The organism is Arthrobacter sp. NicSoilB8, from assembly GCF_019977355.1.
Taxonomy (GTDB): domain Bacteria; phylum Actinomycetota; class Actinomycetes; order Actinomycetales; family Micrococcaceae; genus Arthrobacter.
Genome location: NZ_AP024655.1, coordinates 792,839 through 815,367, shown reverse-complemented (window position 1 = coordinate 815,367; position 22,529 = coordinate 792,839). Strand labels below are relative to the sequence as shown.

Here is a 22,529-nt window from a genome sequence, read left to right as displayed (position 1 = left end):
CCACACCCCGCAAGCCCGCGCACCCCCCACAAAAAAGGGGAACCACGCGGCCCGCAGGCCGTGGTCCTGTTGCCTCAGGACCCAACAGTGTGCCAAACACTAAACCGCTGATCACCCACCCGCACCGTTCCAGGACCTCCCGCCCCGAGGGGTGAGTGTCCGTACTGGGTGCCGGCGAAGAACCGGCGGCCGCTATTTGCTGATATTCCACCCGTGAGCACCCGCCGCAGAACTAGCGTCTGCGCAACGGGCGTACTCCTGACAACCCCTCCACACCCGCATACACGGGGCAAGGTGACTGTAGGCGCTCCTTAGAAAGGAGGTGATCCAGCCGCACCTTCCGGTACGGCTACCTTGTTACGACTTAGTCCCAATCGCCAGTCCCACCTTCGACAGCTCCCTCCCACAAGGGGTTAGGCCACCGGCTTCGGGTGTTACCAACTTTCGTGACTTGACGGGCGGTGTGTACAAGGCCCGGGAACGTATTCACCGCAGCGTTGCTGATCTGCGATTACTAGCGACTCCGACTTCATGGGGTCGAGTTGCAGACCCCAATCCGAACTGAGACCGGCTTTTTGGGATTAGCTCCACCTCACAGTATCGCAACCCTTTGTACCGGCCATTGTAGCATGCGTGAAGCCCAAGACATAAGGGGCATGATGATTTGACGTCGTCCCCACCTTCCTCCGAGTTGACCCCGGCAGTCTCCCATGAGTCCCCGCCATTACGCGCTGGCAACATGGAACGAGGGTTGCGCTCGTTGCGGGACTTAACCCAACATCTCACGACACGAGCTGACGACAACCATGCACCACCTGTGAACCGGCCCCAAAGGGGAAGGACTGTTTCCAGCCCGGTCCGGCCCATGTCAAGCCTTGGTAAGGTTCTTCGCGTTGCATCGAATTAATCCGCATGCTCCGCCGCTTGTGCGGGCCCCCGTCAATTCCTTTGAGTTTTAGCCTTGCGGCCGTACTCCCCAGGCGGGGCACTTAATGCGTTAGCTACGGCGCGGAAAACGTGGAATGTCCCCCACACCTAGTGCCCAACGTTTACGGCATGGACTACCAGGGTATCTAATCCTGTTCGCTCCCCATGCTTTCGCTCCTCAGCGTCAGTTAATGCCCAGAGACCTGCCTTCGCCATCGGTGTTCCTCCTGATATCTGCGCATTTCACCGCTACACCAGGAATTCCAGTCTCCCCTACATCACTCTAGTCTGCCCGTACCCACCGCAGATCCGGAGTTGAGCCCCGGACTTTCACGGCAGACGCGACAAACCGCCTACGAGCTCTTTACGCCCAATAATTCCGGATAACGCTTGCGCCCTACGTATTACCGCGGCTGCTGGCACGTAGTTAGCCGGCGCTTCTTCTGCAGGTACCGTCACTTTCGCTTCTTCCCTACTGAAAGAGGTTTACAACCCGAAGGCCGTCATCCCTCACGCGGCGTCGCTGCATCAGGCTTGCGCCCATTGTGCAATATTCCCCACTGCTGCCTCCCGTAGGAGTCTGGGCCGTGTCTCAGTCCCAGTGTGGCCGGTCACCCTCTCAGGCCGGCTACCCGTCGTCGCCTTGGTGAGCCATTACCTCACCAACAAGCTGATAGGCCGCGAGTCCATCCAAAACCACAATAAAGCTTTCCACCCCCCACCATGCGATGAGGAGTCATATCCGGTATTAGACCCAGTTTCCCAGGCTTATCCCAGAGTTAAGGGCAGGTTACTCACGTGTTACTCACCCGTTCGCCACTAATCCCCGGTGCAAGCACCGGATCATCGTTCGACTTGCATGTGTTAAGCACGCCGCCAGCGTTCATCCTGAGCCAGGATCAAACTCTCCGTTGAAGAAAAACAGACACACCATGCGCCCCCGGGAAAACGGGAAACACACAATGCACAAAATTTGAAACCAGCCAAAAACACCAGACCACACCACGGGGTGGCGCAACCTGGCACATTCAACCAATTCAATACAATAAATTGGTATCAACAAACTTGGCACACTATTGAGTTCTCAAACAACAGACACACCCGGCACCACCACAACCACACGGTCAAGGATCGCTCCGGAGCAACTTTTCAAACTTACCCGCTTGCTTCACCCTAGTCAAATCGGCGATCCGTACTCAGTTTTGCCATAGGCTTCTGGGTCTTGGTGGCCGTTCAACTCCGGGGAGCAGCGCGGAAATAAACTCTACCACCACTTGGGCCCGCTGACAAAGCCACCCCGGGGAGGGTGCAGAAAAGCCCGGAATCACGGGGATTCCGGGCTTCTCACGGGCGCCTCAGATCCGGCGGTCGCCTAGCTCAGCGGCTTGAAGTATGCCGCCCCGAGCGGCGGCAGCGTGACGGTCAGCGTGGCCGGCTGCCCGTCAATACCGTCCGCCGTCGCTGTCAGGGTTCCTGTGTTCTCCACACCGGAGCCTCCGTAGGTGGCGGCGTCGGTATTGAGCACTTCCTGCCATTCACCGGCGGCGGGAACGCCGAGAAGGTAGTCCGTGTGGGGGCCGCCGGAGAAGTTCACCGCGCAGACCAGCGGGTTGCCGTCCGCGTCACGGCGGATGAACGTCAGCACGTTGCGGTCAGAGTCTCCCCCGTTGATCCACTGGAAACCTTCGGGCTGGTTATCCCGTTCGTACATGGCCGGGGTGGAGCGGTACAGCTCGTTGAGGTCCCTGGTCAGGAGCTGAATGCCGTTGTGCGCCGGGATGTCTGCGAGCCACCAGTCCAGGCCGTACTGCTCGGACCACTCCGCTTCCTGGCCGAATTCGGTGCCCATGAAGATCAGCTGCTTGCCCGGGTGCGCCCACTGATATCCCAGGAACGCGCGGAGGTTGGCCAGCTGCTGCCACCGGTCCCCGGGCATCTTGCGCAGCATGGAGCCCTTGCCGTGCACCACTTCGTCATGGCTGATCGGCAGGAGGAAGTTTTCCGAGAAGGCGTAGACCATCGAGAAGGTGATGGTGCCGTGGTGCCACCTGCGGTTGTACGGGTCCTCGGCCATGTATTTGAGCGAGTCGTGCATCCAGCCCATGTTCCATTTGAGGCCGAAGCCCAGGCCGCCGCCGCTCGTGGGCGCGGTGACGCCGGGGAATGCGGTGGATTCCTCGGCGATCATGACGGCGCCCGGGTGGGTCTTGTACACCGTGGCGTTGACTTCCTGGAGGAAGGAGATCGCCTCAAGGTTTTCGCGGCCGCCGTAGCGGTTCGGCTGCCATTGGCCCTCTTCGCGCGAGTAGTCCAGGTACAGCATGGAGGCGACGGCATCCACGCGCAGCCCGTCGATGTGGAACTCCTCGAGCCAGTACAGCGCGTTGGCCACGAGGAAGTTGCGCACCTCCGTGCGGCCGAAATCGAAGATCAGCGTTCCCCAGTCCGGGTGTTCGCCCAGGTTCGGGTCGGCGTGCTCGTAAAGCGCTTCGCCGTCGAACCGGGCCAGGGCCCATTCGTCCTTGGGGAAGTGCGCCGGGACCCAGTCCAGGAGGACACCGATGCCGGCCTGGTGGAGTTCATCGACGAGGTGCCGGAATTCGTCCGGGTGCCCAAAGCGGGAGGTCGGCGCGAAGTAGGACGTGACCTGATAGCCCCACGAGCCGCCGAAGGGGTGCTCTGCCACGGGCATGAATTCGACGTGGGTGAAGCCGAGCCCTTTGACGTACTCCACGAGTTCTTTGGCCAGTTCGCGGTAGCCCAGCCCCATCCGCCACGATCCGAGGTGGACCTCATAGACGCTCATGGGCGAGTTGTGGGGATCGCGGCCGGCACGTGCCTGCATCCACTCGGCATCCTTGAAGACGTAGGAAGGTTCCACCACCCGCGAAGCCGTCAGCGGCGGGATCTCGGTCCCGAAGGCCAGCGGGTCCGCCTTCTCCACCCAGTATCCGTGCCGGGTCCTGAGTTCAAACTTGTAGCACGCCCCTGCTACAACGCCAGGGATGAACAGTTCCCACACGCCGGTGGAACCCAGGGAGCGCATGGAGTGTTCCCGGCCGTCCCAGCCGTTGAAGTCACCCTTGACGCGGACGGCCTGGGCGTTCGGTGCCCAGACGGCGAAGGACACGCCGTCGACGTCGCCCAGTGAGGACTTGTAGTGCTGGACATGCGCGCCGAGGGCGTCCCACAGGCGCTCGTGCCGGCCCTCGCCGATCAGGTGCAGGTCGATTTCGCCGATGGTCGGCAGGTAGCGGTAGGGATCGTCCATGACCTGCGGCTCGTGGTCCTTGTAGGTCACTTCGAGACGGTAGTCCGGCACGTGGCCGCGCTCGATCGGTTCCATCACGGCCACCCACACGCCGCCCGATTCGTGCGTCATGGGCACCGTACCCGCCGACGTGACGACAGAGACCGATTCCGCCAGGTGCTTCACGGTCCGGATCGTGACGTGGCCGTGGTCATCAAGGTGGGCCCCGAGGACCGAGTGGGGCGCGTGGTGTTCGCCTGTCCCGACCCTTGCGAGGGTGTCACCGTCCACGGGCAATGGTGCGCCGGGCCGATCGATACTTGCTGATCCTGTCATTTTTATACCTTCCGCTGCGGTTTCGGCGGCAACGCCGGAACCTGTACTGCCGAGGAGACGACGCGATGCATTTACCGGAATGGAGAGCCAGTCCGGTCTGTTCCTTAGTTCGTAGATGACTTCATAGAGGGCTTTGTCGAGCCACAGCGCCACAAAGAGCGGCGAGTCGCGGTCGATGCTGCCGGGGATTACGCCTGCATAGCCGGCCAGGAAGGCCTCGGCGCAGTCGTCCACCCATGTCCCCGGAACCACAGCGCCGGGATTTTCGCGGACAGCCGCGCCGGCGGCGTAGTCAAAGGACCGCAGCATACCCACGACGTCGCGGAGCGGCACGTCGGGGAAGTTGCGTTCGGAGATGGGCCGCAGCGGCTCGCCCTCGAAATCCAGGATGGCCCAGCGCGGCGCAGCGCCGGCCTCCCCCGGAACGGCATGGTCCGGAACCTTCAGGATCTGCCCGAGGTGGAGGTCGCCGTGGATGCGCTGGAGCTGCCCGGCGCCGGTGCCTTCGAGCCGTCCGAGGAGACGGTCCAGCTGGTCTTCATAGGGCCCGACGGCGTTGCCCGCCTGGGCCCAGGACTGGCGCACGCGCTGGGCTACTCCGGGGGCGATGTCCTGGCCCGGCGCGGATTCGGCGGCTGTGCCCAGTGCCTCGGCGAGCCGCCGGTGCACGGTGGCCGTCGCGGCGCCCAGCGCATGGGCTTCGGCGGTGAACCCGATCCCCCGGCTGGCCGCGTCCACGGCGAGCCGCCAGGCGTCGAGTCCGCCGGAGAGGAATTCGTGAGCGACCGCGAGTTCGCCGCGGGCGGGACGGACGGCGGCGGAAGGCTCCACGCCGGGCGCGGCCGCCGGCGTCTCCCATTCGCCGGTCACCCAGCCAAGGGTCGCCGGGACCTCCGCGGTGCGCCCGGCCGTCAGCGCCGCGCCGATTTCAACTTCGGGGTTCTGGCCCTCCGACAGCACCCGGAAGAACTTCAGGATCGCAGCTGTGCTGCCGTCGTCGTCGTCGACGATCACCGAACTGTTCGACTGTTCGCCGGAAAGCACGTTCACCTTCCCCGTGGCGAAGGGCAGGCGGTAGCCGGACTCCACCAGGTGGCCGGTGGCATTCCCCGACGGCGTGCTTCCGCCGTGGCGCATGAGCTCCAGCCAGGCGGCGACGAACGCGGCGTCGTGGACGCCGTCGTAGACCCACCGGTGGGCAGCATCGGTAAGGGTGCCGGGAAGCTCGCCGATCAGCGCACGGTCTGCCCCGGGGAGGGGTTCGGGGCGGAAACTGAGCGGCACCTGGACGATGTCGGTGCGGCTGCCGTCGGGGGTGGGATAGGACACGGCAAGGAGCAGCACTTCAAACGCCGTGCCGCCGGGGGCACCTTCCGGGTCGCCGGAGTCGAGCCGCAGGCTGCCCGCCGGCGCGAAGGTGAACTCCGCGCTCTTGACGGGGAACCATCGCTGGTGCGGAAGCCAGGCGCCAAGCAGTCCGCTCAGGGCCGGGGCTAGGGTCGGTCGGGTCATCTCAGCCTTCGATGGACAGGACGGGCATCGCCTGAGTGAACGGGGATGACGGGTTGGAGGCCGCGGAGCGGATCCGGAGCCAGAAGAAATCGTGGCTGCCCAGGGTCAGCGTCAGCGTTCCGTCCTCGCCGATCGCCGGGAACGCCTGGCCGCCGAAGACGTCCCGGAGGCCCCGGCTGGCGAATTTCGGCACCCGCAGGGTGGTTGCCACGGGGTGCTGCGAGAGGTTGAAGGCGCACAGAATGGTCTCTGCGTCCTCACCGGCGGCGTTTCCTTCCGGGAGTTCGCGCAGGTAGGCGAGGACGACGTCGTGGTCAGCTTCCACGTGCTGGAATCCGCCGAGCCCGAAGGCGGGGTGGTTTTTGCGGACGCTCAGGATCTGCCGGGTCCAGCGCAGCAGCGACCCCGAATGGGCCGCTTCCGCCTCCACGTTCGCCATGCTGTAGTTGTAGACCAGCGACTGGATCACCGGCAGGTAGAGCTTTCCGGGGTCGGCGCTGGAGAACCCGGCGTTCCGGTCCGGATTCCACTGCATCGGGGTGCGGACGGCGTCCCGGTCCTCGAGCCAGATGTTGTCGCCCATGCCGATCTCGTCCCCGTAATACAGGAACGGGCTGCCCGGCAGGGACAGCAGCAGGGCGTTGATGAGCTCGATTTCGGAGCGGGAGTTGTCCAGCAGCGGAGCCAGCCGGCGCCGGATGCCGATGTTGGCGCGCATGCGCGGATCCGGCGCGTACCAGCCGAGCATCGCGGCGCGTTCGTCGGCGGTGACCATTTCCAGGGTCAGTTCGTCGTGGTTGCGCAGGAACGTGCCCCACTGGGCGCCTTCGGGAATGTCCGGCGTGTCCTTCATCGTCTCGATGATGGGCGCCGCCTTCTGGTCCCGCAGCGCGTAGTACAGGCGCGGCATGATGGGGAAGTGGAACGCCATGTGGCATTCCGGTTCCTCCTCGGTACCGAAATACTCCACTACTTCGGCCGGCGGCTGGTTGGCCTCGGCAATGATCACGCGGCCCGGGTAGCTTTCATCGACCATCCGGCGCAACTGGCGGAGGAACTCGTGGGTTGCGGGCAGGTTCTCGCAGTTGGTGCCCTCTTCCTCGAAGAGGTATGGAATGGCGTCGGCGCGGAAGCCGTCGATGCCCTGGTCCAGCCAGAACCGCACGACGTCGAAGAGGGCGTCAATGACTTTGGGGTTCTCGAAGTTCAGGTCGGGCTGGTGGCTGAAGAACCGGTGCCAGAAGAACTGACGGCGGATGGGGTCGAAGGTCCAGTTGGATTCCTCGGTGTCCACGAAGATGATGCGGGCGTCTTCGTATTTCTCGTCCGTGTCGCTCCAGACGTAAAAGTCGCCGAAGGGCCCGTCAGGATCCTTGCGCGACTCCTGGAACCACGGGTGCTGGTCCGAGGTGTGGTTCAGCGGAAGGTCGATGATGACCCGGACGCCCCGGGCATGGGCCTCCGCCACGAGCCGTTTGAAGTCGCTGATGGTGCCGAACTCGTCCAGCACGGAGTTGTAGTCCGAGATGTCGTAGCCGCCGTCGCGCAGCGGCGATTGGAAGAACGGCGGGAGCCAGAGGCAGTCCACGCCAAGCCACTGCAGGTAGTCCAGTTTCTCGATCAGGCCATGGAAGTCGCCCGATCCGTCTCCGTTGCCGTCGGCGAAGCCCCGGACCAGCACCTCGTAAAACACGGCCTTGCGGTACCAGAGCGGATCGTGCTGGAGGCCCGGCGCGTTCAGTTCAAAGCTTCCCCTCGGGCTGAAGTGCTGGCTGGGGTTCTGCGGGCTGAAACTCACGGGCATTACCTCCGGATGCTAAGAATGTGGGCGGGCTCGACGTGCGGGTCCAGGCGGACGTAGTTGTACTCCCCCCATTCCCAGCTTTCTCCGGTCAGCAGGTCATCGACCATGAAGCGGCCGTTGTGGGTGAAGTTCTCCGGATCCAGTTCCAGCGCCGGCAGGTCCAGGGACACGGTGCTCTCCTTGGTGACGTGCGGGTCCACGTTGACGACGATGACCAGGGTGTCCTTCGTCCCGTCGGGGAGGGTCTTGTGCTTGGAGAACACCACGGTGGAGCTGTCCGTGCTCTGGTGCAGCGTCAGGTTCTGCAGGTCCCCGAGGGCCGGGTGCGCGCGGCGGATCTCGTTGAGGCGGGTCAGATACGGGGCCAGGCTGCGCCCGGACTCGGCCGCGGCGTCCCAGTCGCGGGATTTGTACTCGAACTTCTCGTTGTCGATGTACTCCTCGGCGCCGGGACGCGCCACGTGTTCGTAGAGCTCAAAGCCGGCGTACACGCCCCAGATCGGGCTTGCTGTCGCGGCCAGGGCGGCACGGATCTTGAACGCCGCCGGGCCGCCGAACTGCAGGTATTCGGTGAGGATGTCCGGGGTGTTGACGAAGAAGTTCGGCCGGAAGTAGGCCGCCGATTCGTGGCTGACCTCCTGGAAGTACTCCTCCAGTTCCTTCTTGGTGTTCCGCCAGGTGAAGTACGTGTAGGACTGCTGGAAACCGGCCCGGCCCAGGGCGTGCATCATGGCAGGGCGGGTGAACGCCTCGGCGAGGAAGACGACGTCGGGGTGCTTCTTATTCACCTTGCCGATCAGCCATTCCCAGAACCACACGGGTTTGGTGTGCGGGTTGTCCACCCGGAAAACCTTGACGCCGTGGCTGATCCAGAGCATCACGATCCGTAGAATTTCGTTGGACAACCCGGCGGGGTCATTGTCGAAATTCAGCGGGAAAATGTCCTGGTATTTCTTCGGCGGGTTCTCCGCGTAGGCGATGCTGCCGTCCACCCGGGTGGTGAACCATTCCGGATGGCTTTGGACCCAGGGGTGGTCCGGCGCGGCCTGCAGGGCGAGGTCAAGGGCCACCTCGAGCCCCAACTCACCGGCCCGCGCCACGAAGGCGTCGAAGTCCTCGAAGGTGCCCAGATCCGGGTGGATGGCGTCGTGGCCGCCCTCCGCGGAGCCGATGGCCCACGGCGAGCCGGGATCGTGCGGGCCGGCGATCAGGGTGTTGTTCGGCCCCTTGCGGTGCTGGATACCGATCGGGTGGATCGGCGGCATGTAGATGATGTCGAAGCCCATGGCGGCGACGGCGTCAAGGCGTTTCGCCGCGGTGCGGAAGTTGCCTGACGTCCATTCCCCGGTCGCATGGTTGCGCACGGCGCCTTCGGAGCGCGGAAAGAATTCGTACCAGGAGCCGCAGCCGGCCAGCGCGCGCTCCACCAGCAGCGGATACGGCTCGGAAACCGTCACATGTTCGCGGATGGGCTGGCGTTCGACGACGGCGGCCACCTCGGCGCTGAAGCCGGCAGCGAGCCGGTCCTCCGGTGTCCGGGAGGTGTCGGTGAGGACGACGACGGCCATCCGCAGCGTTCTGCGGTCCGCGGAGGGCCGCGAGGCGTCCTCGGAGGCTTCCGCCAGCAGGGCCGCGCCTTCGGCCAGCATGAGGTCGACGTCGATGCCGGCCTCCACTTTGACCTCGGCGTTGTGGTGCCAGGTGCCGTAGCGGTCATGCCACGCCTCGATCACGAAAGACCAGTTGCCGGTGGCGGGCAGGGTCAGGAGGCCTTCCCAGCGGTCCGTGCCCATGCCACGCGGCCCGCGCGGCGGGGCGAGGCGGACGCGTTGGCGCTCTTTGCCGCGGGGGTCGAGCAGGACGGCGCTGACGCCGAGCTGGTCATGGCCTTCCCGGAACGCGGTGGCTCCCACCACAATGGTTTCGCCCGCGACGGCTTTGGCGGGGAATTTTCCGCCTTCTACTGATGGCTCCACGGCGGTGATCGGAAAGCGGCCAAATCGAAGGCCATCCGTGATCAGGGCCTTGGGCTTTTGCTTGGACACGGCACTGGTTCGCAGGTTATTCGTCACAGGCTCGACGTTATCTACAAAACGGCCAGAATGCTAAGGCCTCGAACGTTTTCCGAGAGGTTTCCGGTTCTGGCCGGACCGATATCCGTCATTTACCGGAAAGAATCTTAAAGCAGTTCCGGGGCAACGACTTGTCCGTTAGTGTTTCGCTGGTGAAGGCAATCCGCAGATTTACTGTCCGAACCGTTCTTCCGGAGTCCATCCGGCCGTTGGCCAGGCTAGCCACCAATCTTCGGTGGTCCTGGCACCGGCCCACCCGGGAGCTTTTTGAGGGGCTCAACCCCGGGATCTGGGCGGAGAGCGCCCACGACCCGGTGTCCTTCCTGGGCCTCGTCAGCCGGGAAGAGCTCCAGCGCCTCGCGGCGGACCAGGACGTGGTGCGGCGTGTCCATGCCGCCGCCGACGACCTCGACCGGTATCTGGAACAGCCCCGCTGGTATCAGAGCCTTGGCGACGGCGCCCCGTCCTGCATCGCCTACTTCTCGCCCGAGTTCGGCATCACCGAGGTCCTGCCGCAGTACTCCGGCGGTCTTGGCATCCTGGCCGGAGACCACCTCAAGGCGGCCTCGGACCTCGGCGTGCCGCTGATCGGCGTGGGCCTGCTGTACCAGGCCGGCTACTTCAAGCAGTCGCTTTCCCGCGACGCCTGGCAGCAGGAAACCTACCCGGTCCTGGACCCTGACGGGCTGCCCTTGACGCTCCTGCGCGAGGCCTCCCCGGACGGCAACGGAAAGCCCATCCAGATCTCGCTTCCCCTCCCCCACGGCCGGCGCCTTCTGGCGCACGTGTGGCGGGCCGACGTCGGACGTGTCCCGCTGCTGCTGCTTGACTCCAACGTTCCGGGCAACGACGAGGCCGCCCGCGGCATCACCGACCGACTCTACGGTGGCGGCGGCGACCACCGGCTGCAGCAGGAACTCCTGCTGGGCATGGGCGGGGTCAAGGCGCTGCGCGAATTCCAGCGGCTCACGGGGGTCCCCGCGCCTGAGGTCTTCCACACCAACGAGGGACACGCCGGGTTCCTGGGCGTCGAACGGATCCAGGAACTGATGTCCGGCCCGGAGCCGCTGACCTGGGAGGAAGCCCTGGCCGCCGGGCGGGCGTCCACCGTGTTCACCACCCACACCCCGGTCCCGGCGGGGATCGACCGCTTCGAAATCTCGCAGATCCAGCACTTCTTCGAAGCCGGCCTCGCCCCGGACGTCCCCGTGGCCAAGATCCTGGATCTGGGCCGCGAGGACTTCGCCGACGGCAACCCCTTCGTATTCAACATGGCTGTCATGGGGCTTCGGCTGGCCCAGCGGGCCAACGGTGTGGCGAAACTGCACGGCGTGGTCTCCCGCGGGATGTTCTCCGCACTCTGGCCGGGCTTCGACCACTCCGAAGTGCCCATCACCTCCGTCACCAACGGCGTGCACGTCCCCACCTGGGTGGATCCCCGGATCTCCGCGCTGGCCAAGGACGAGTTCGGCGCCGAGGCGGAGGCGCAGGGCCGCTGGGACCTGGCCTACAACGTCACCGACGAGGCCCTGTGGGCGTTGCGGCGCGAAATGCGGGTGTCCCTGGTGGAGGATGTCCGGCGCAGGCTCCGGGCCGCCTGGAAGAAGCGCGGCGCGGCCGACGCCGAGCTGGCGTGGACGGACTCCGTCCTGGACCCGGACATCCTGACCATCGGCTTTGCCCGGCGCGTGCCGACCTATAAGCGGCTGACCCTGATGCTGCGGGACCCTGAACGGCTCAAGGCACTCCTGCTGCACAAGACGCACCCCATCCAGCTGGTCATCGCGGGGAAGTCCCACCCGGCCGACGACGCCGGCAAAAAGATGATCCAGGACCTGGTGCGGTTCACCGACGACCCCGCCGTGCGGCACCGGATCGCATTCCTGCCCAACTACGACATCGCGATGGCCCGGACCCTGTTCCCGGGCTGCGATGTGTGGCTCAACAACCCGCTGCGCCCGCTGGAGGCCTGCGGAACGTCCGGCATGAAGGCGGCGCTGAATGGTTCGCTGAACCTCTCGGTCATGGACGGCTGGTGGGACGAGATGTACGACGGCGAGAACGGCTGGGCGATCCCGACCGCCAACAACGACGCCTCGCCGGAAGAACGCGACGACATCGAGGCCGCGGCACTCTACGAACTGCTCGAGACGCAGGTGGCACCGCGGTTCTACGGGCTGACTGTCTCCGACGGGGCCGGCGCGGCCGGACCGTCCGTGTCCGGCCCGCAGAGCGTTCCGACGCACTGGGTCTCCATGATCAAGCACACGATGTCCCACCTCGGCCCGGCGGTCTCAGCGGAGCGGATGCTCCGGGACTACGTCAACGTGCTGTACCGCCCCGCAGCGATCGCCGGACGCCACGCCGTGGCGGACAACTACGCCCAGGCCAGGGCCCTGGCGGCGTGGATCTCGCGGATCCGGGCCGCGTGGCCGCAGATCCAGGTCGAACACGTCGATTCGGTGGGGGTCTCCGAGGACCCGCAGATCGGCGATCTGCTCCAGGTCAACGCCTACGTGGCCCTGCGCGAGCTCTCGCCCGACGACGTCTCGGTTGAGGTGGCCTACGGCCGGGCCGAGGACACCGACGAACTGACCGACATCACGGTCGCGGAGCTCAAAGCCGCCGAGGACCTCGGCAAGGGCCGGCACCTCTTCAGCGGCACGCTGGTGATCGACCGGTCCGGGTCCTTCGGCTACACCGTGCGCGTGCTGCCCAAGAACGAGGCGCTGGCGTCCAAAGCCGAACTTGGCCTGATCGTCAACGCCTGATCGTCAAAGCCCCCGGGCGCCCGGGGGTAGCCGCCCGGCGGGCGCCCGGGGGTAGCCGCCCGGCGGGCGCCCGGGGTAGCGTCCGCCCGGGCGGCGCGGCCTGCAGGTGTTCTAGAGGCAGACGGCGATGACGTCCAGGCTGGTGCCGGCGTAGCCTTCGGCGTCCTGCAGGGTTTCGCAGATGACGCCGAAAGAGCGGTCCGCGCGGAGGGCGGCAGGAACCTGCCAGATAAACGTGATGGGTGCCTCGCCGTCGTCCGTCACGGCGTCGGCGACGTCGTGCAGCGAATCGTGCAGGGCATCGAGGTCCACTCCATAGTCCTCGGGGAAGTCCAGGACCTCGCTGAACGTGTCCAGGACCGCCTGTTTGGTGTCGGCGGCGGGGATCACCAAGGTGCGGCGGCCGGCGTCGTCGATCTGTTCCTTGAGCTCTTCGATGGTCCAGGCGTCTGCCGAGTAAATCTTCATGGGGTCCTTAATCGCGGATGGCTAGGTGCGGTAGATATTGATCGTGTTGGCCTGGACCAGGTCCCGCTCACCGGAGGCTACGCGGGCGCCCTGGCGCCGGTCATGGAGTTCGGAGGTGGTCACGCGAAGCTCGAAGAGCCGGTGCCCGGTGCCGTCGTCGTTGCTGAGCCGCGGCAAGGTGACCTTGACGTCGTCGGCGCCGCCGTTGACCACCACCAGACCGTCCACGTGTCCGTCGTCGGACCCGAGCAGGAGCTGGATCACGCGGTGGCCCGGGTCATGCCACGTGTCGGCCGACATGGGTTTGCCGTTGACATCGAACCAGTGGAAATAGGACTGGGTGTCGCGAGTGGGGTAATCGTGCGGCTGGCTGGCCAGGAACTCCTTGCGCAGCCGGATGACCCGCTTGGTGGTGCGCAGCATCGCATGGGATTCGACGGTGCTGGTCCAGTCAATCCAAGTGAGCTCATTGTCCTGGCAGTAGGCGTTGTTGTTCCCCTGCTGGGTCCGGCAGATCTCGTCCCCGGCGGTGATCATGGGCACGCCCTGGGAAATCATCAGGCAGGCCATCAGGTTCCGCCGGCTCTGGGCACGCCGGGCAAGGATGTCGATGTCTTCGGTGGGACCCTCGAAACCGTGGTTGTAGCTGCGGTTGTCGCCGTGTCCGTCACGGTTCTGCTCGCCGTTGGCCTCGTTGTGCTTGCGGTCGTAGGCCGTCAGGTCGGCCAGGGTGAAGCCGTCGTGGGCAGTGACCAGGTTCAGCGACGCCAGCCGGGACCGGCCCGAGGACTCGAACAGCCGGGCGGATCCTGAGAGGGCGTCCGCGAGGCGGGCCACCGGGCCGCCGGTGCCGCCGGCGTCGATCGCGGCGCGGTCGGCGAGCCAGAAGCTGCGGACGGCGTCGCGGAAGTGGTCATTCCAGTCCACCCACCCGGCCGGAAAACGCCCCGTCTGCCAGCCGCCGTAGCCCACATCCCAGGGCTCGGAAATCAGCTTGACGCCGGACAGGACAGGATCGGCGCCCACCGCGACGAGGAAGGGGTGCCGGGGATCGAATTCGTTGGCGCCGTTGCGGCACAACGTGACGGCAAGGTCGAAGCGGAAGCCGTCGATATGGAACTCGTTCACCCAGTAGCGCAGCGAATCCAAGACCAGCTGCACCACGCGGGGTTCGGCGAAGTTCAGGCTGTTGCCGCAGCCCGTGGTGTCCACATACCTGCCGTGACCGTCGTGGCGGTAATACTGCAGCTCGCCCAGGCCGCGGAAGCTCAGGGTGGGACCATCCGTGCCGCCCTCGGCGGTGTGGTTGTACACGACGTCGAGGATGACCTCCAGTCCGGCGGCGTGCAGGAGCTTGACCATGCCCTTGAACTCGTCCTGGACCGCGTGCGCCCCGGCGGCCTGGGCGGCCTCGGTGGCGTAGCCGGGGTGCGGAGCGAAGAAGGCGGCCGTGTTGTAGCCCCAGTAGTTCGTCAGCCCGAGCTGCTGCAGGTGCGGCTCGTCCACGTGGAAATGGACGGGCAAGAGCTGGATCGCCGTGACGCCCAACGAGATGAGATGCTCGATCATGGCCGGGTGGGCCATGCCGGCGTAGGTCCCTTGCAGGTCCTCCGGAATATCGGGGTGCAGCTTGGTCTGGCCCCTGACATGGGCCTCGTACACGATCGTGTTGCGCCACGGCACACGGGGACTGCGGTCCAGCCCCCAGTCGAAGTCGTTGCCGACCCGGACGTTGGTGATCAGACCCTCCCGCTCATCCACGGCCCGGCCGTACGGGTCCATCAGCAGCGGCTGTTCGCCGACGGCGTCGAAATCCGTGGAGGGCATGGACAGCGGCAGGGCCTCGTGTTCCGGTGTGCCCCGGAAGCCGTAACGCGAACCGGCGGGAATGCCCTCCACAATGCCGTGGTGGACGCCGTCGGTAAGGTTGGGCAGGGTCTTGACCTGCCAGGTTCCCCCGGGCGGCTGAAATGCGATCTCAAGGGTAGCCACGCCGGGCGCGTAGACAGCCACGTTGGCGAACGCACCCCGGGGATCGTCCACGGCCGGCGACCCGGTAAACGGAACGCTGATCCCCAGCGGAAACGCTCGCGAAGCGTCTACGGTGGATGCTGTATCTATAAAGGGCATAACCATTGCTTAAAGCTTAGCCGGGCCGGACAAATGGCCCCCGTTTTCGTTTTCATGACGTTTTGCAGTGTACGGAACTGCCGCCTGCATACTGGAATGAAGCGCCGAGTTGGAGGTAATTGTGCGCGCAGCATTAGCCCAAATCATCACGGGCCGCGATCTGGCCGCGAATCTGGCCCTCGTGGACACGTACGCGCGCCAGGCAAAGGCCGGCGGCGCCGGCCTGGTGGTGTTCCCTGAAGCCACGATGCGGGCATTCGGCAATTCACTGCTGGATATCGCCGAACCGTTGGACGGTCCGTGGGCGGCCCGCGTGCGCGCCCTCGCCGTGGAACTCGACATTGTGATCGTCGCCGGGATGTTCACTCCGGGGACTGCCGGCGACGGCGCCAAGGTGCGCAACACCCTGCTGGTCACCGGCCGCGGCGTTGAGGCCAGCTACGACAAGATCCACCTCTTCGACGCGTTCGGTTTCGCGGAGTCGGACACGGTCGACGCCGGCACGGACCCCGTGACCTTCGAACTCGACGGCGTGACGTTCGGCCTGGCCACCTGCTACGACATCCGCTTCCCGGCCCTGTTCACGGAAAACGCGGACCGCGGCGCCGACGTGAACATCGTGTGCGCCTCGTGGGGTTCGGGCCCCGGCAAGGCCGAGCAGTGGAAGCTCCTGGCCCGCGCCCGCGCCCTGGACTCCACCACCCTGGTCCTCGCCTGCGGCCAAGGCGACCCGGCCAGCGTGGGCATCCCGGTCAAAGGCTCCGCCCCCACCGGCGTCGGGCACTCCGTCGTCGTCTCCCCCATGGGCGACATCCTGGCAGAGCTCGACGGCGCCCCCGGCCTCCTGTTCGCCGACCTCGACACCGCCGCAGTCAAGGAAGCCCGAGCCAAACTCCCGGTTCTGGCCAACCGCCACAAGTTCTAAGCCGCCTGCCATTCGCCGTGGCCACAAGCAACGCGGGGTCACTTCGCGCCCATGTTGAGGTCTCAGATGGGCCGTACCTGACCCCGCGTTGCTTGTGGCGGCTCCCGAGTTAAGCCGCGGTAGACGGAAAACGCTCCCCCACAAGATGTGAGGGAGCGTTTGCCATCCAGCCGAAACGGCTACTTGACCGAGCGCTGGCGGGAGATCTCGTAGAGGGAGATGCCGACGGCCATGGAGGCGTTGAGGGATTCCATGGCGGAGTCGATCGGGATCGAGACGATCTGGTCGCAGTTTTCCCGGACCAGGCGGCTCAGGCCCTTGCCCTCGGAGCCCACGACGAGGCACACGGGCTCGGTGGCCAGGGCGAGGTCCGGCAGCGAAACGTCGCCGTCGCCGTCGAGCCCCAAAACGTAGATGCCCATGTTCTTGAACGCCTTGAGCGTGTTGTTCAGGTTGGCCGCGCGGGCAACGGGCACGCGGACGGCCGCGCCGGCGCTGGTCTTCCAGGCCGAGGCCGTGACGCCCACGGAGCGGCGCTCCGGGACGACGACGCCGTGGCCGCTGAAGGCGGAGACGGAGCGGATGATCGCGCCGAGGTTGCGGGGATCGGTGATGCCGTCCAGTGCAACGAAAAGCGGGGCGTTGGCTACGTGGCCCTTCTTCCAGGCCTCGAGGGTGTGCTCGGCGAGCTCGTACGCGTCCTGGTATTCGTACGGCGGGATCTGCAGCACGAGGCCCTGGTGGATGGCGTCGTCGGTCATCCGGTCAAGCTCGGGCTTGCCGGTTTCCATCAGCGGGATGCCGCGTTCGGCAGCGAGCTTCAGCGATTCCTTGACACGGTCGTCCATTTCGATGCGGACGGCGACGTGCAGGGCCTTGGCCGGAATGCCGGCGCGCAAGGCCTCGACCACGGAATTTCGGCCGGTGACGACCTCTTCCGTGGCACGGCCCTTGGGTCCGGAGCGGCCGGTGCGGGCGGCAGCACTCGTGGTGCGGCTGCCGCTGGCGCGCTTGGCCTCGGAACGTTCGGCGAGTTGCTTGTTCTTGAACGCCTTGTGGTAGGGGCGGTCCTCCGCCTTCGGCGTGGGCCCCTTGCCCTCAAGTGCTTTGCGGCCGTGACCGCCGGTTCCGACGGAGGGGCCCTTCTTCATTTTGACCGACCGGCGACCGTTGTTGGCCATGAGTTCCACCCCTGCTTGTTACGTACTTTGTTGATAAGTCTGACCTCCAGTCTACTGACCCGAGTAAAATCCTCGATCCCGGGGTGGCCCGCGGCAGAACTCGGAGCGGATGCCAGACGGTGCAGCGCCGGCCGTTCAGCCGCGTTTCAGGCTCCAGCTCGCCCCGTCCGGGCCGTCCTCGACGACGATGCCGGCGGCGGCCAGGGTGTCCCGGATGGCGTCGGACGCCGCCCAGTCCTTGGCGGCCCGGGCCTGGGCCCGCGCCTCCAGCTGGGCCTCGACCAGGACGCCGAGGGCCGCGGTGGCGTGATCGTCAGCGGCAGGTTCCGCCGCAGCATTCAGGCCCAGGACGTCAAGCATCGCGGTGACGCCGGCGAGTGCCTGGGCGGCCGCGTCGAGGTCACCCGTGGTGAGGGCCGTGTTCCCTGCCCTGACGGTGTCGTGCAACGCGGCCAGGGCCTGCGGGACGTTGAGGTCATCGTCCATGGCGGCGGCGAAGGCGTCCGGGACCGAAGCGGGCGACGGTTCCAGGAGGGAGCCGGGGCCGGACGGACCCGTGACGGGTGCGTCCGGGAGGACCCGTGCGGCGCGGCTGAGGAAGCCGTCGATCCGCTCGACGGCGGCGGCAGCCTCCTGCAGCGACGTCGGCTGGTAGTCCAGCACCGAGCGGTACTGTGCCTGGCCGAGGTAGTAGCGGACCACACGGGGCGGGGCGAGCTCGAGCATTTCCGTCGGGCTGACGGTGTTGCCGATGGACTTGGACATCTTCTCGCCGGCGTAGGTGACCATGCCGTTGTGCATCCAGAAGTTGGCGAAGCCGTGGCCGGCCGCCTGGGACTGCGCCATCTCGTTTTCGTGGTGCGGGAAGCGCAGGTCGAGGCCGCCGCCGTGGATGTCGAATTCGGTGCCAAGGTACTTGGTGACCATCGCGGAGCATTCGAGGTGCCAGCCCGGACGGCCGGCGCCCCACGGCGAGGACCAGCTCGCCGTCGTCGGCTCCCCGTCCTTGTAGCCCTTCCACAGCGCGAAGTCGCGGGGATCCCGCTTGCCGCGCGGGTCGGCGTCGGGGGCGCCCTGCATGTCGTCGATTTTTTGGCGCGTCAGGGTGCCGTATTTGTCCCAGGAGCGCACGTCGAAGTAGACGTCGCCGGAGTCGTCCAGGGCAGGGTAAGCGTGGCCGCGGTCGATCAGCCGCTGGATGAGGGCATGCATTTCCGGGATGTGGCCCGTGGCACGGGGTTCATAGGTGGGGCGCGAGACGCCCAGGGTGTCGTAGGCCTTGAGGAATTCCTGCTCGTAGCGGTAGGCCAGCGCCCACCACTCCTCGTTGCGGACCGCCCCGGGCTCGTCCTCAAAGTCGGCGCCGAAGGAGGCCGCGGACTTGGCGAGGATCTTGTCGTCGATGTCGGTGACGTTGCGGACCGCCGTCACGCGGAAGCCGCGGTACTGCAGCCAGCGGGTCAGCTGGTCGAACGCGATGGCGGAGCGGATGTGGCCCACGTGCGGCATGCCCTGAACGGTGGCACCGCAGTAGTACAGGCTCACGTGGCCGGGTACCAGGGGGACGAAGTCGCGGACTTCGGCGGATGCTGTGTCGTAAAAGCGCAGGGTCACCGCTCCAGATTAGCCGATGGCGCTCCGCGGGCTTACCGGCACCTTTGCCTGCACCTCTACCTTCACCTTTACCTGCGGCCTGACCGGCAGCCGGGAACCCCGGGGCCGTCGGTCCGGCGGCCTATTTGCAGTATTGCCCGATCTTGTTGATCTGCTCCGTGAGCTGGGCTGTCTGCGCGTCCGTCTTGGTCCCGGTGGGACTCGCCGCGACCTGCTTCATGATGTCGGCCATCTGCTGGATCGGGGCGCCCACCTCCGGCGCCACCTTGTCCGCGACTTCCTGATAGTGCTGGCCAATCTGCCCGGCTTGCTCCTTCGCGCTCCCGGACGGCACGAAAGTATCGGTGTTGAGGAACTTGCAGCTTTCCTCAACACTCAACTTCGGCGTGGCGCTGGGCGTCTGCGGCGTGGAGCCGGCACAGCCGGTCAACATGGTTCCGGCCACAAGTACGACGGCGGTCAGCAGCTTCTTCACGGCAGGTCTCCTGGCTGTTCGGAACGGGATGTCACGGTGGGATCTTCCCCTCAAGCGTAGGTGACGGAGTCGGAGGTGCTTAACCTGCACTGGCTAACCTGCTGTGCCTAACCTGCCGGATAGACGAGCGCCGTGGCCACGGCCGAGATCCCCTCGCCGCGGCCGGTGAACCCGAGTCCGTCGCTCGTGGTGGCTGTGACACTGACCGGTGCGCCGGCGGCCTCGCTGAGGACCCGCTGGGATTCCTCCCGCCGCGGGCCGAATTTGGGCCGGTTGGCCACGAATTGAACGGCGATGTTTCCGATTTCGAAGCCGTGGGATCGCACAATCCGGGCGGCCTCGGCCAGCAGGGTCACGCCGGATGCCCCGGCGTATTCGGGCCGGTCTGTGCCGAAATGCGTGCCGAGGTCCCCCACCCCGCAGGCGGAGAAGAGCGCGTCGGCGGCGGCGTGTGCCACGGGGTCGCCGTCGGAATGGCCTGACAGCCCCCGCTCCCCCTCCCAGAAGAGGCCGCCGAGCCACAACGGCTGCGGTTCGTGTTCGGCGGCAAAGGCATGGACGTCAATCCCGATCCCGGTCCTGGGGATGATCGGCGGGTTGTTGGACATGCTCATCCCTCCACCCACCGTGCGCCGAGGGGCCCTTCGAGGAGTCCCTCGGCCAGGATCAGATCCAGGGGCGTGGTGATTTTGAGGGACTGGCTGGCGCCTCGCACGGCGTGGACGGGGATGCCGAGGAGTTCCACGAGCATCGCGTCGTCCGTGACGAGGGCGGCCCGGCCGGCGTCGAACCCGGCGGCAGCCTCGTGGGCGCGTTTAAGCGTGTCGAGGGCGAATCCCTGCGGCGTCTGCACGGCGCGGAGGAACTCGCGGGGCGCCGTTCCCGTGACCAGTTCGGGGGCCACGGCAACGCCGTCGCCGGTGGTCGCTTCCACGGTCTTGACGGTGTCAACCACCGGAATGACCGGGATGACGGCGGCGGCGCCGGCGCCAAGCGCCGCGACCACTCGATGAAAGACGGACTCGGGTGCCAGTGCCCGGGCGGCGTCGTGGACCAGCACCGAGTCAACCGCGGGCAGGAGCGCGGCCATCGCGGCGCGGACTGAATCGGCGCGGCTCGCACCGCCGTCGACGACCGTCACCACCGGAGCCTGGACGCCGTGGCTGGAGGCCGCAGTGCGGCGGTGCAGGGCCGCCAGTTCATGGGTGAACTCGTCGCAGAGCGCGTGCAGTTCGGAGTCTCCCGGGGGGATGGCAACGCAGATCTGCTGCGCGACCCCGGCGGCTGCCACGCCGCGCAGGGCGTGGGTGAGGATGCTGTCCCCGCCCAACGGCACTTTGGCTTTCGGCATGCCGTAGCCCAGGCGCTGGCCGGAGCCGGCGGCCACAACGATGACCGCCGTGACGGGACCGGCCGGTGACGGGTTTGTCGGTGCAGTATCCATGCGCACAAGACTACGTCCCCGCGCCCCGGAGCAGCCCAACTAGCTCGCAGCAGGGGCCGTTTTGAGGGCTGAAAACGGCCCCTGCTGCGAGTTAGTTGGGCAGGGCTTGGGCAAAAAGAAGCCCCGGCGGCCTGACGCCACCGGGGTTCGATTCTTATCTGCGCCGGCCCTGCTGGGCCGGCCCTGTGTTAGGAAGCCAAGACCTCGTCGAGAACGCTTGCGGCCTTCTCTTCATCAGTCTTTTCAGCCAGCGCCAGTTCCGAAATCAGGATCTGGCGGGCCTTGGCCAGCATGCGCTTCTCTCCCGCGGAGAGACCCCGGTCGTGATCGCGGCGCCAGAGATCGCGGACGACCTCTGCTACCTTGATGACGTCGCCGGAAGCAAGCTTTTCCAGGTTTGCCTTGTAACGACGCGACCAGTTGGTGGGCTCTTCAGTGAACTCGGCCCGCAGCACGTCGAATACGTGCTCCAAGCCTTCCTTGCCCACTACGTCCCGAACCCCAACCAGGTCAACGTTTTCTGCTGGAACTTCAATGGTCAGATCACCCTGAGCCACCTTGAGCTTGAGATACATCTTCTCTTCGCCCTTGACGGTGCGCATCTTGATTTCTTCAATTTTGGCTGCACCGTGGTGAGGGTAAACTACTGTCTCGCCGACCTCAAAAACCATGTGGACATTCCCCTTTCCCGCAGACCAGTTTATCACGATTAAGGCATACAACTGGCATCTAAACGTGCCGGGAACCGCATGAATCCGCGGAAAATGGGCCCAATCCACCCCCTCAAACCCCTTGACGGATGCAGATAATAGTGCCTGTGCCCCTAACTGCCAAGAGGTTTCGGGCCCCGGCCGCGCAAACCCTCCCCGCCGGATCAGACGCGTCCCAGCGCCTATGTGTAGCCGCCGAATCCTTGTTTGAGGCCGATTGCGGCTAGGCTATGGCTGAATAATGTTTCAAGACTCTCAAGGAGTGCGTGACGTGCGTTTCACTGCGATGAACCGGGGCCAGCGCGGCAAGCTGGCAATGGCTACGGCTGCACTTGGCATCGGCCTGCTGTCCCTGACCGGCTGCGGCTACATCAATCCCCAGCAGACGTCGGAGCAGTACTCGGCATCGGACGGCACCCGCACTGACCTCGGCGCGCTGCAGCTGCGCAACTTCATCATCGTCTCCGACGGCGAGAACAAGCCGGGCCGCGTGATCGGCGCCGTATACAACACCTCGTCCAAGGACGTGGTGCTGACCATCAAGGGTGCGGAAGGATCGCAGACCCAGGTTCCGGTCAAGCAGAAGTCCTACACGATGCTCAACGACTCCACAGAACCGGCGACCCTGAGCATCACCGGGGCCAAGCCGGGCGCCATGGCCGAGGTCACCATCTCGGAGGACGGCGCCAACAAGAACGCCAAGTTCATGGTTCCGGTCCTGGACGGCACGATCGTCGACTACAAGACCTACCTGCCGACGCCGGAGCCCACCGCCAGCAGCACGGCGACCTCCACCGAGACGGCCACGCCGGCCGCCACCGGAACGCCGACGCCGAGCAGCACCGCCGGGCACTGACCCCCGCGGCTGGATGTACGGCAAGCGGACGCATTGCACAAAGGAGGGGCACCC

The 22,529-nt window shown here is 65.9% G+C and carries 14 protein-coding genes and 1 rRNA gene; 3 read left to right on the top strand and 12 right to left on the bottom strand.

All coding sequences use genetic code 11. The annotated features are described in order from the left end of the window. Positions 1-315: 315 nt before the first annotated feature. The 4 genes from LDO15_RS03740 to LDO15_RS03725 form a co-directional block, all read right to left on the bottom strand. Positions 316-1,842, bottom strand: a 16S ribosomal RNA gene (locus tag LDO15_RS03740). Positions 1,843-2,299: 457 nt separating this feature from the next. Next, the gene (locus LDO15_RS03735; protein ID WP_223984153.1) at positions 2,300-6,025 is read right to left on the bottom strand and encodes a 1,4-alpha-glucan branching enzyme; all 3,726 of its coding nucleotides are present in this window, start codon (positions 6,023-6,025) and stop codon (positions 2,300-2,302) included. A 1-nt stretch (position 6,026) separates the two neighbouring features. Further along, positions 6,027-7,823, bottom strand: a complete 1,797-nt coding sequence (gene treS, locus LDO15_RS03730) for a maltose alpha-D-glucosyltransferase (protein ID WP_223984150.1) — start codon at positions 7,821-7,823, stop codon at positions 6,027-6,029. A gap of 5 nt (positions 7,824-7,828) precedes the next feature. After that, positions 7,829-9,874, bottom strand: a complete 2,046-nt coding sequence (locus tag LDO15_RS03725; protein WP_276572940.1) for an alpha-1,4-glucan--maltose-1-phosphate maltosyltransferase — start codon at positions 9,872-9,874, stop codon at positions 7,829-7,831. A 179-nt stretch (positions 9,875-10,053) separates the two neighbouring features. Between LDO15_RS03725 and glgP the strand changes: the two genes are divergently transcribed. Then, positions 10,054-12,672: an alpha-glucan family phosphorylase gene (gene glgP / locus LDO15_RS03720; protein ID WP_223984147.1), complete on the top strand. Its 2,619-nt coding sequence runs from the start codon at positions 10,054-10,056 to the stop codon at positions 12,670-12,672. Between the two features lie 111 nt (positions 12,673-12,783). On the opposite strand, the gene LDO15_RS03715 is transcribed toward glgP, so the two are convergent. After that, complete coding sequence (locus tag LDO15_RS03715) at positions 12,784-13,140, bottom strand: barstar family protein (RefSeq protein ID WP_223984145.1); 357 nt, start codon at positions 13,138-13,140, stop codon at positions 12,784-12,786. Between the two features lie 21 nt (positions 13,141-13,161). Beyond that, positions 13,162-15,276: a glycogen debranching protein GlgX gene (glgX, locus tag LDO15_RS03710; protein ID WP_223984142.1), complete on the bottom strand. Its 2,115-nt coding sequence runs from the start codon at positions 15,274-15,276 to the stop codon at positions 13,162-13,164. Positions 15,277-15,391: 115 nt separating this feature from the next. Here glgX and LDO15_RS03705 point away from each other — a divergent pair, with 115 nt between their 5' ends. After that, on the top strand, positions 15,392-16,195 hold the full coding sequence (locus LDO15_RS03705; protein ID WP_223984139.1) for a carbon-nitrogen hydrolase family protein: 804 nt from the start codon (positions 15,392-15,394) through the stop codon (positions 16,193-16,195). A gap of 179 nt (positions 16,196-16,374) precedes the next feature. On the opposite strand, the gene rlmB is transcribed toward LDO15_RS03705, so the two are convergent. From rlmB to LDO15_RS03675, 6 genes are all read right to left on the bottom strand, one after another. Beyond that, positions 16,375-17,376: a 23S rRNA (guanosine(2251)-2'-O)-methyltransferase RlmB gene (rlmB, locus tag LDO15_RS03700; RefSeq protein ID WP_223984135.1), complete on the bottom strand. Its 1,002-nt coding sequence runs from the start codon at positions 17,374-17,376 to the stop codon at positions 16,375-16,377. A gap of 135 nt (positions 17,377-17,511) precedes the next feature. After that, positions 17,512-18,990 (bottom strand): cysteine--tRNA ligase, encoded by a 1,479-nt coding sequence (gene cysS, locus LDO15_RS03695; protein WP_223984133.1) that lies wholly within the window; start codon positions 18,988-18,990, stop codon positions 17,512-17,514. A 121-nt stretch (positions 18,991-19,111) separates the two neighbouring features. Continuing rightward, complete coding sequence (locus LDO15_RS03690; RefSeq protein ID WP_223984131.1) at positions 19,112-19,465, bottom strand: hypothetical protein; 354 nt, start codon at positions 19,463-19,465, stop codon at positions 19,112-19,114. A 107-nt stretch (positions 19,466-19,572) separates the two neighbouring features. Next, positions 19,573-20,079 (bottom strand): 2-C-methyl-D-erythritol 2,4-cyclodiphosphate synthase, encoded by a 507-nt coding sequence (ispF, locus tag LDO15_RS03685; protein WP_223984129.1) that lies wholly within the window; start codon positions 20,077-20,079, stop codon positions 19,573-19,575. Beyond that, on the bottom strand, positions 20,076-20,909 hold the full coding sequence (locus tag LDO15_RS03680; RefSeq protein WP_223984126.1) for a 2-C-methyl-D-erythritol 4-phosphate cytidylyltransferase: 834 nt from the start codon (positions 20,907-20,909) through the stop codon (positions 20,076-20,078). Before LDO15_RS03680 ends, ispF begins: the two co-directional genes overlap by 4 nt. Positions 20,910-21,097: 188 nt before the next feature. Then, positions 21,098-21,580 carry a CarD family transcriptional regulator gene (locus tag LDO15_RS03675; protein ID WP_026266570.1) on the bottom strand — a complete coding sequence of 161 codons (483 nt, stop codon included), beginning with the start codon at positions 21,578-21,580 and terminating at the stop codon, positions 21,098-21,100. Positions 21,581-21,905: 325 nt separating this feature from the next. Between LDO15_RS03675 and LDO15_RS03670 the strand changes: the two genes are divergently transcribed. After that, positions 21,906-22,475 carry a hypothetical protein gene (locus tag LDO15_RS03670; RefSeq protein ID WP_223987050.1) on the top strand — a complete coding sequence of 190 codons (570 nt, stop codon included), beginning with the start codon at positions 21,906-21,908 and terminating at the stop codon, positions 22,473-22,475. Positions 22,476-22,529 lie beyond the last annotated feature (54 nt).

Excerpts from the sequence above, each read along its gene's own strand:
- rlmB (WP_223984135.1), bottom strand. The coding sequence starts at position 17,376 with ATGGCCAACAACGGTCGCCGGTCGGTCAAAATGAAGAAGGGCCCCTCC.
- LDO15_RS03680 (WP_223984126.1), bottom strand. The coding sequence starts at position 20,909 with ATGGATACTGCACCGACAAACCCGTCACCGGCCGGTCCCGTCACGGCG.
- LDO15_RS03670 (WP_223987050.1), top strand. The coding sequence starts at position 21,906 with ATGAACCGGGGCCAGCGCGGCAAGCTGGCAATGGCTACGGCTGCACTT.
- glgX (WP_223984142.1), bottom strand. The coding sequence starts at position 15,276 with ATGGTTATGCCCTTTATAGATACAGCATCCACCGTAGACGCTTCGCGA.
- ispF (WP_223984129.1), bottom strand. The coding sequence starts at position 20,079 with ATGAGCATGTCCAACAACCCGCCGATCATCCCCAGGACCGGGATCGGG.
- LDO15_RS03735 (WP_223984153.1), bottom strand. The coding sequence starts at position 6,025 with ATGACCCGACCGACCCTAGCCCCGGCCCTGAGCGGACTGCTTGGCGCC.
- LDO15_RS03715 (WP_223984145.1), bottom strand. The coding sequence starts at position 13,140 with ATGAAGATTTACTCGGCAGACGCCTGGACCATCGAAGAGCTCAAGGAA.
- LDO15_RS03675 (WP_026266570.1), bottom strand. The coding sequence starts at position 21,580 with ATGGTTTTTGAGGTCGGCGAGACAGTAGTTTACCCTCACCACGGTGCA.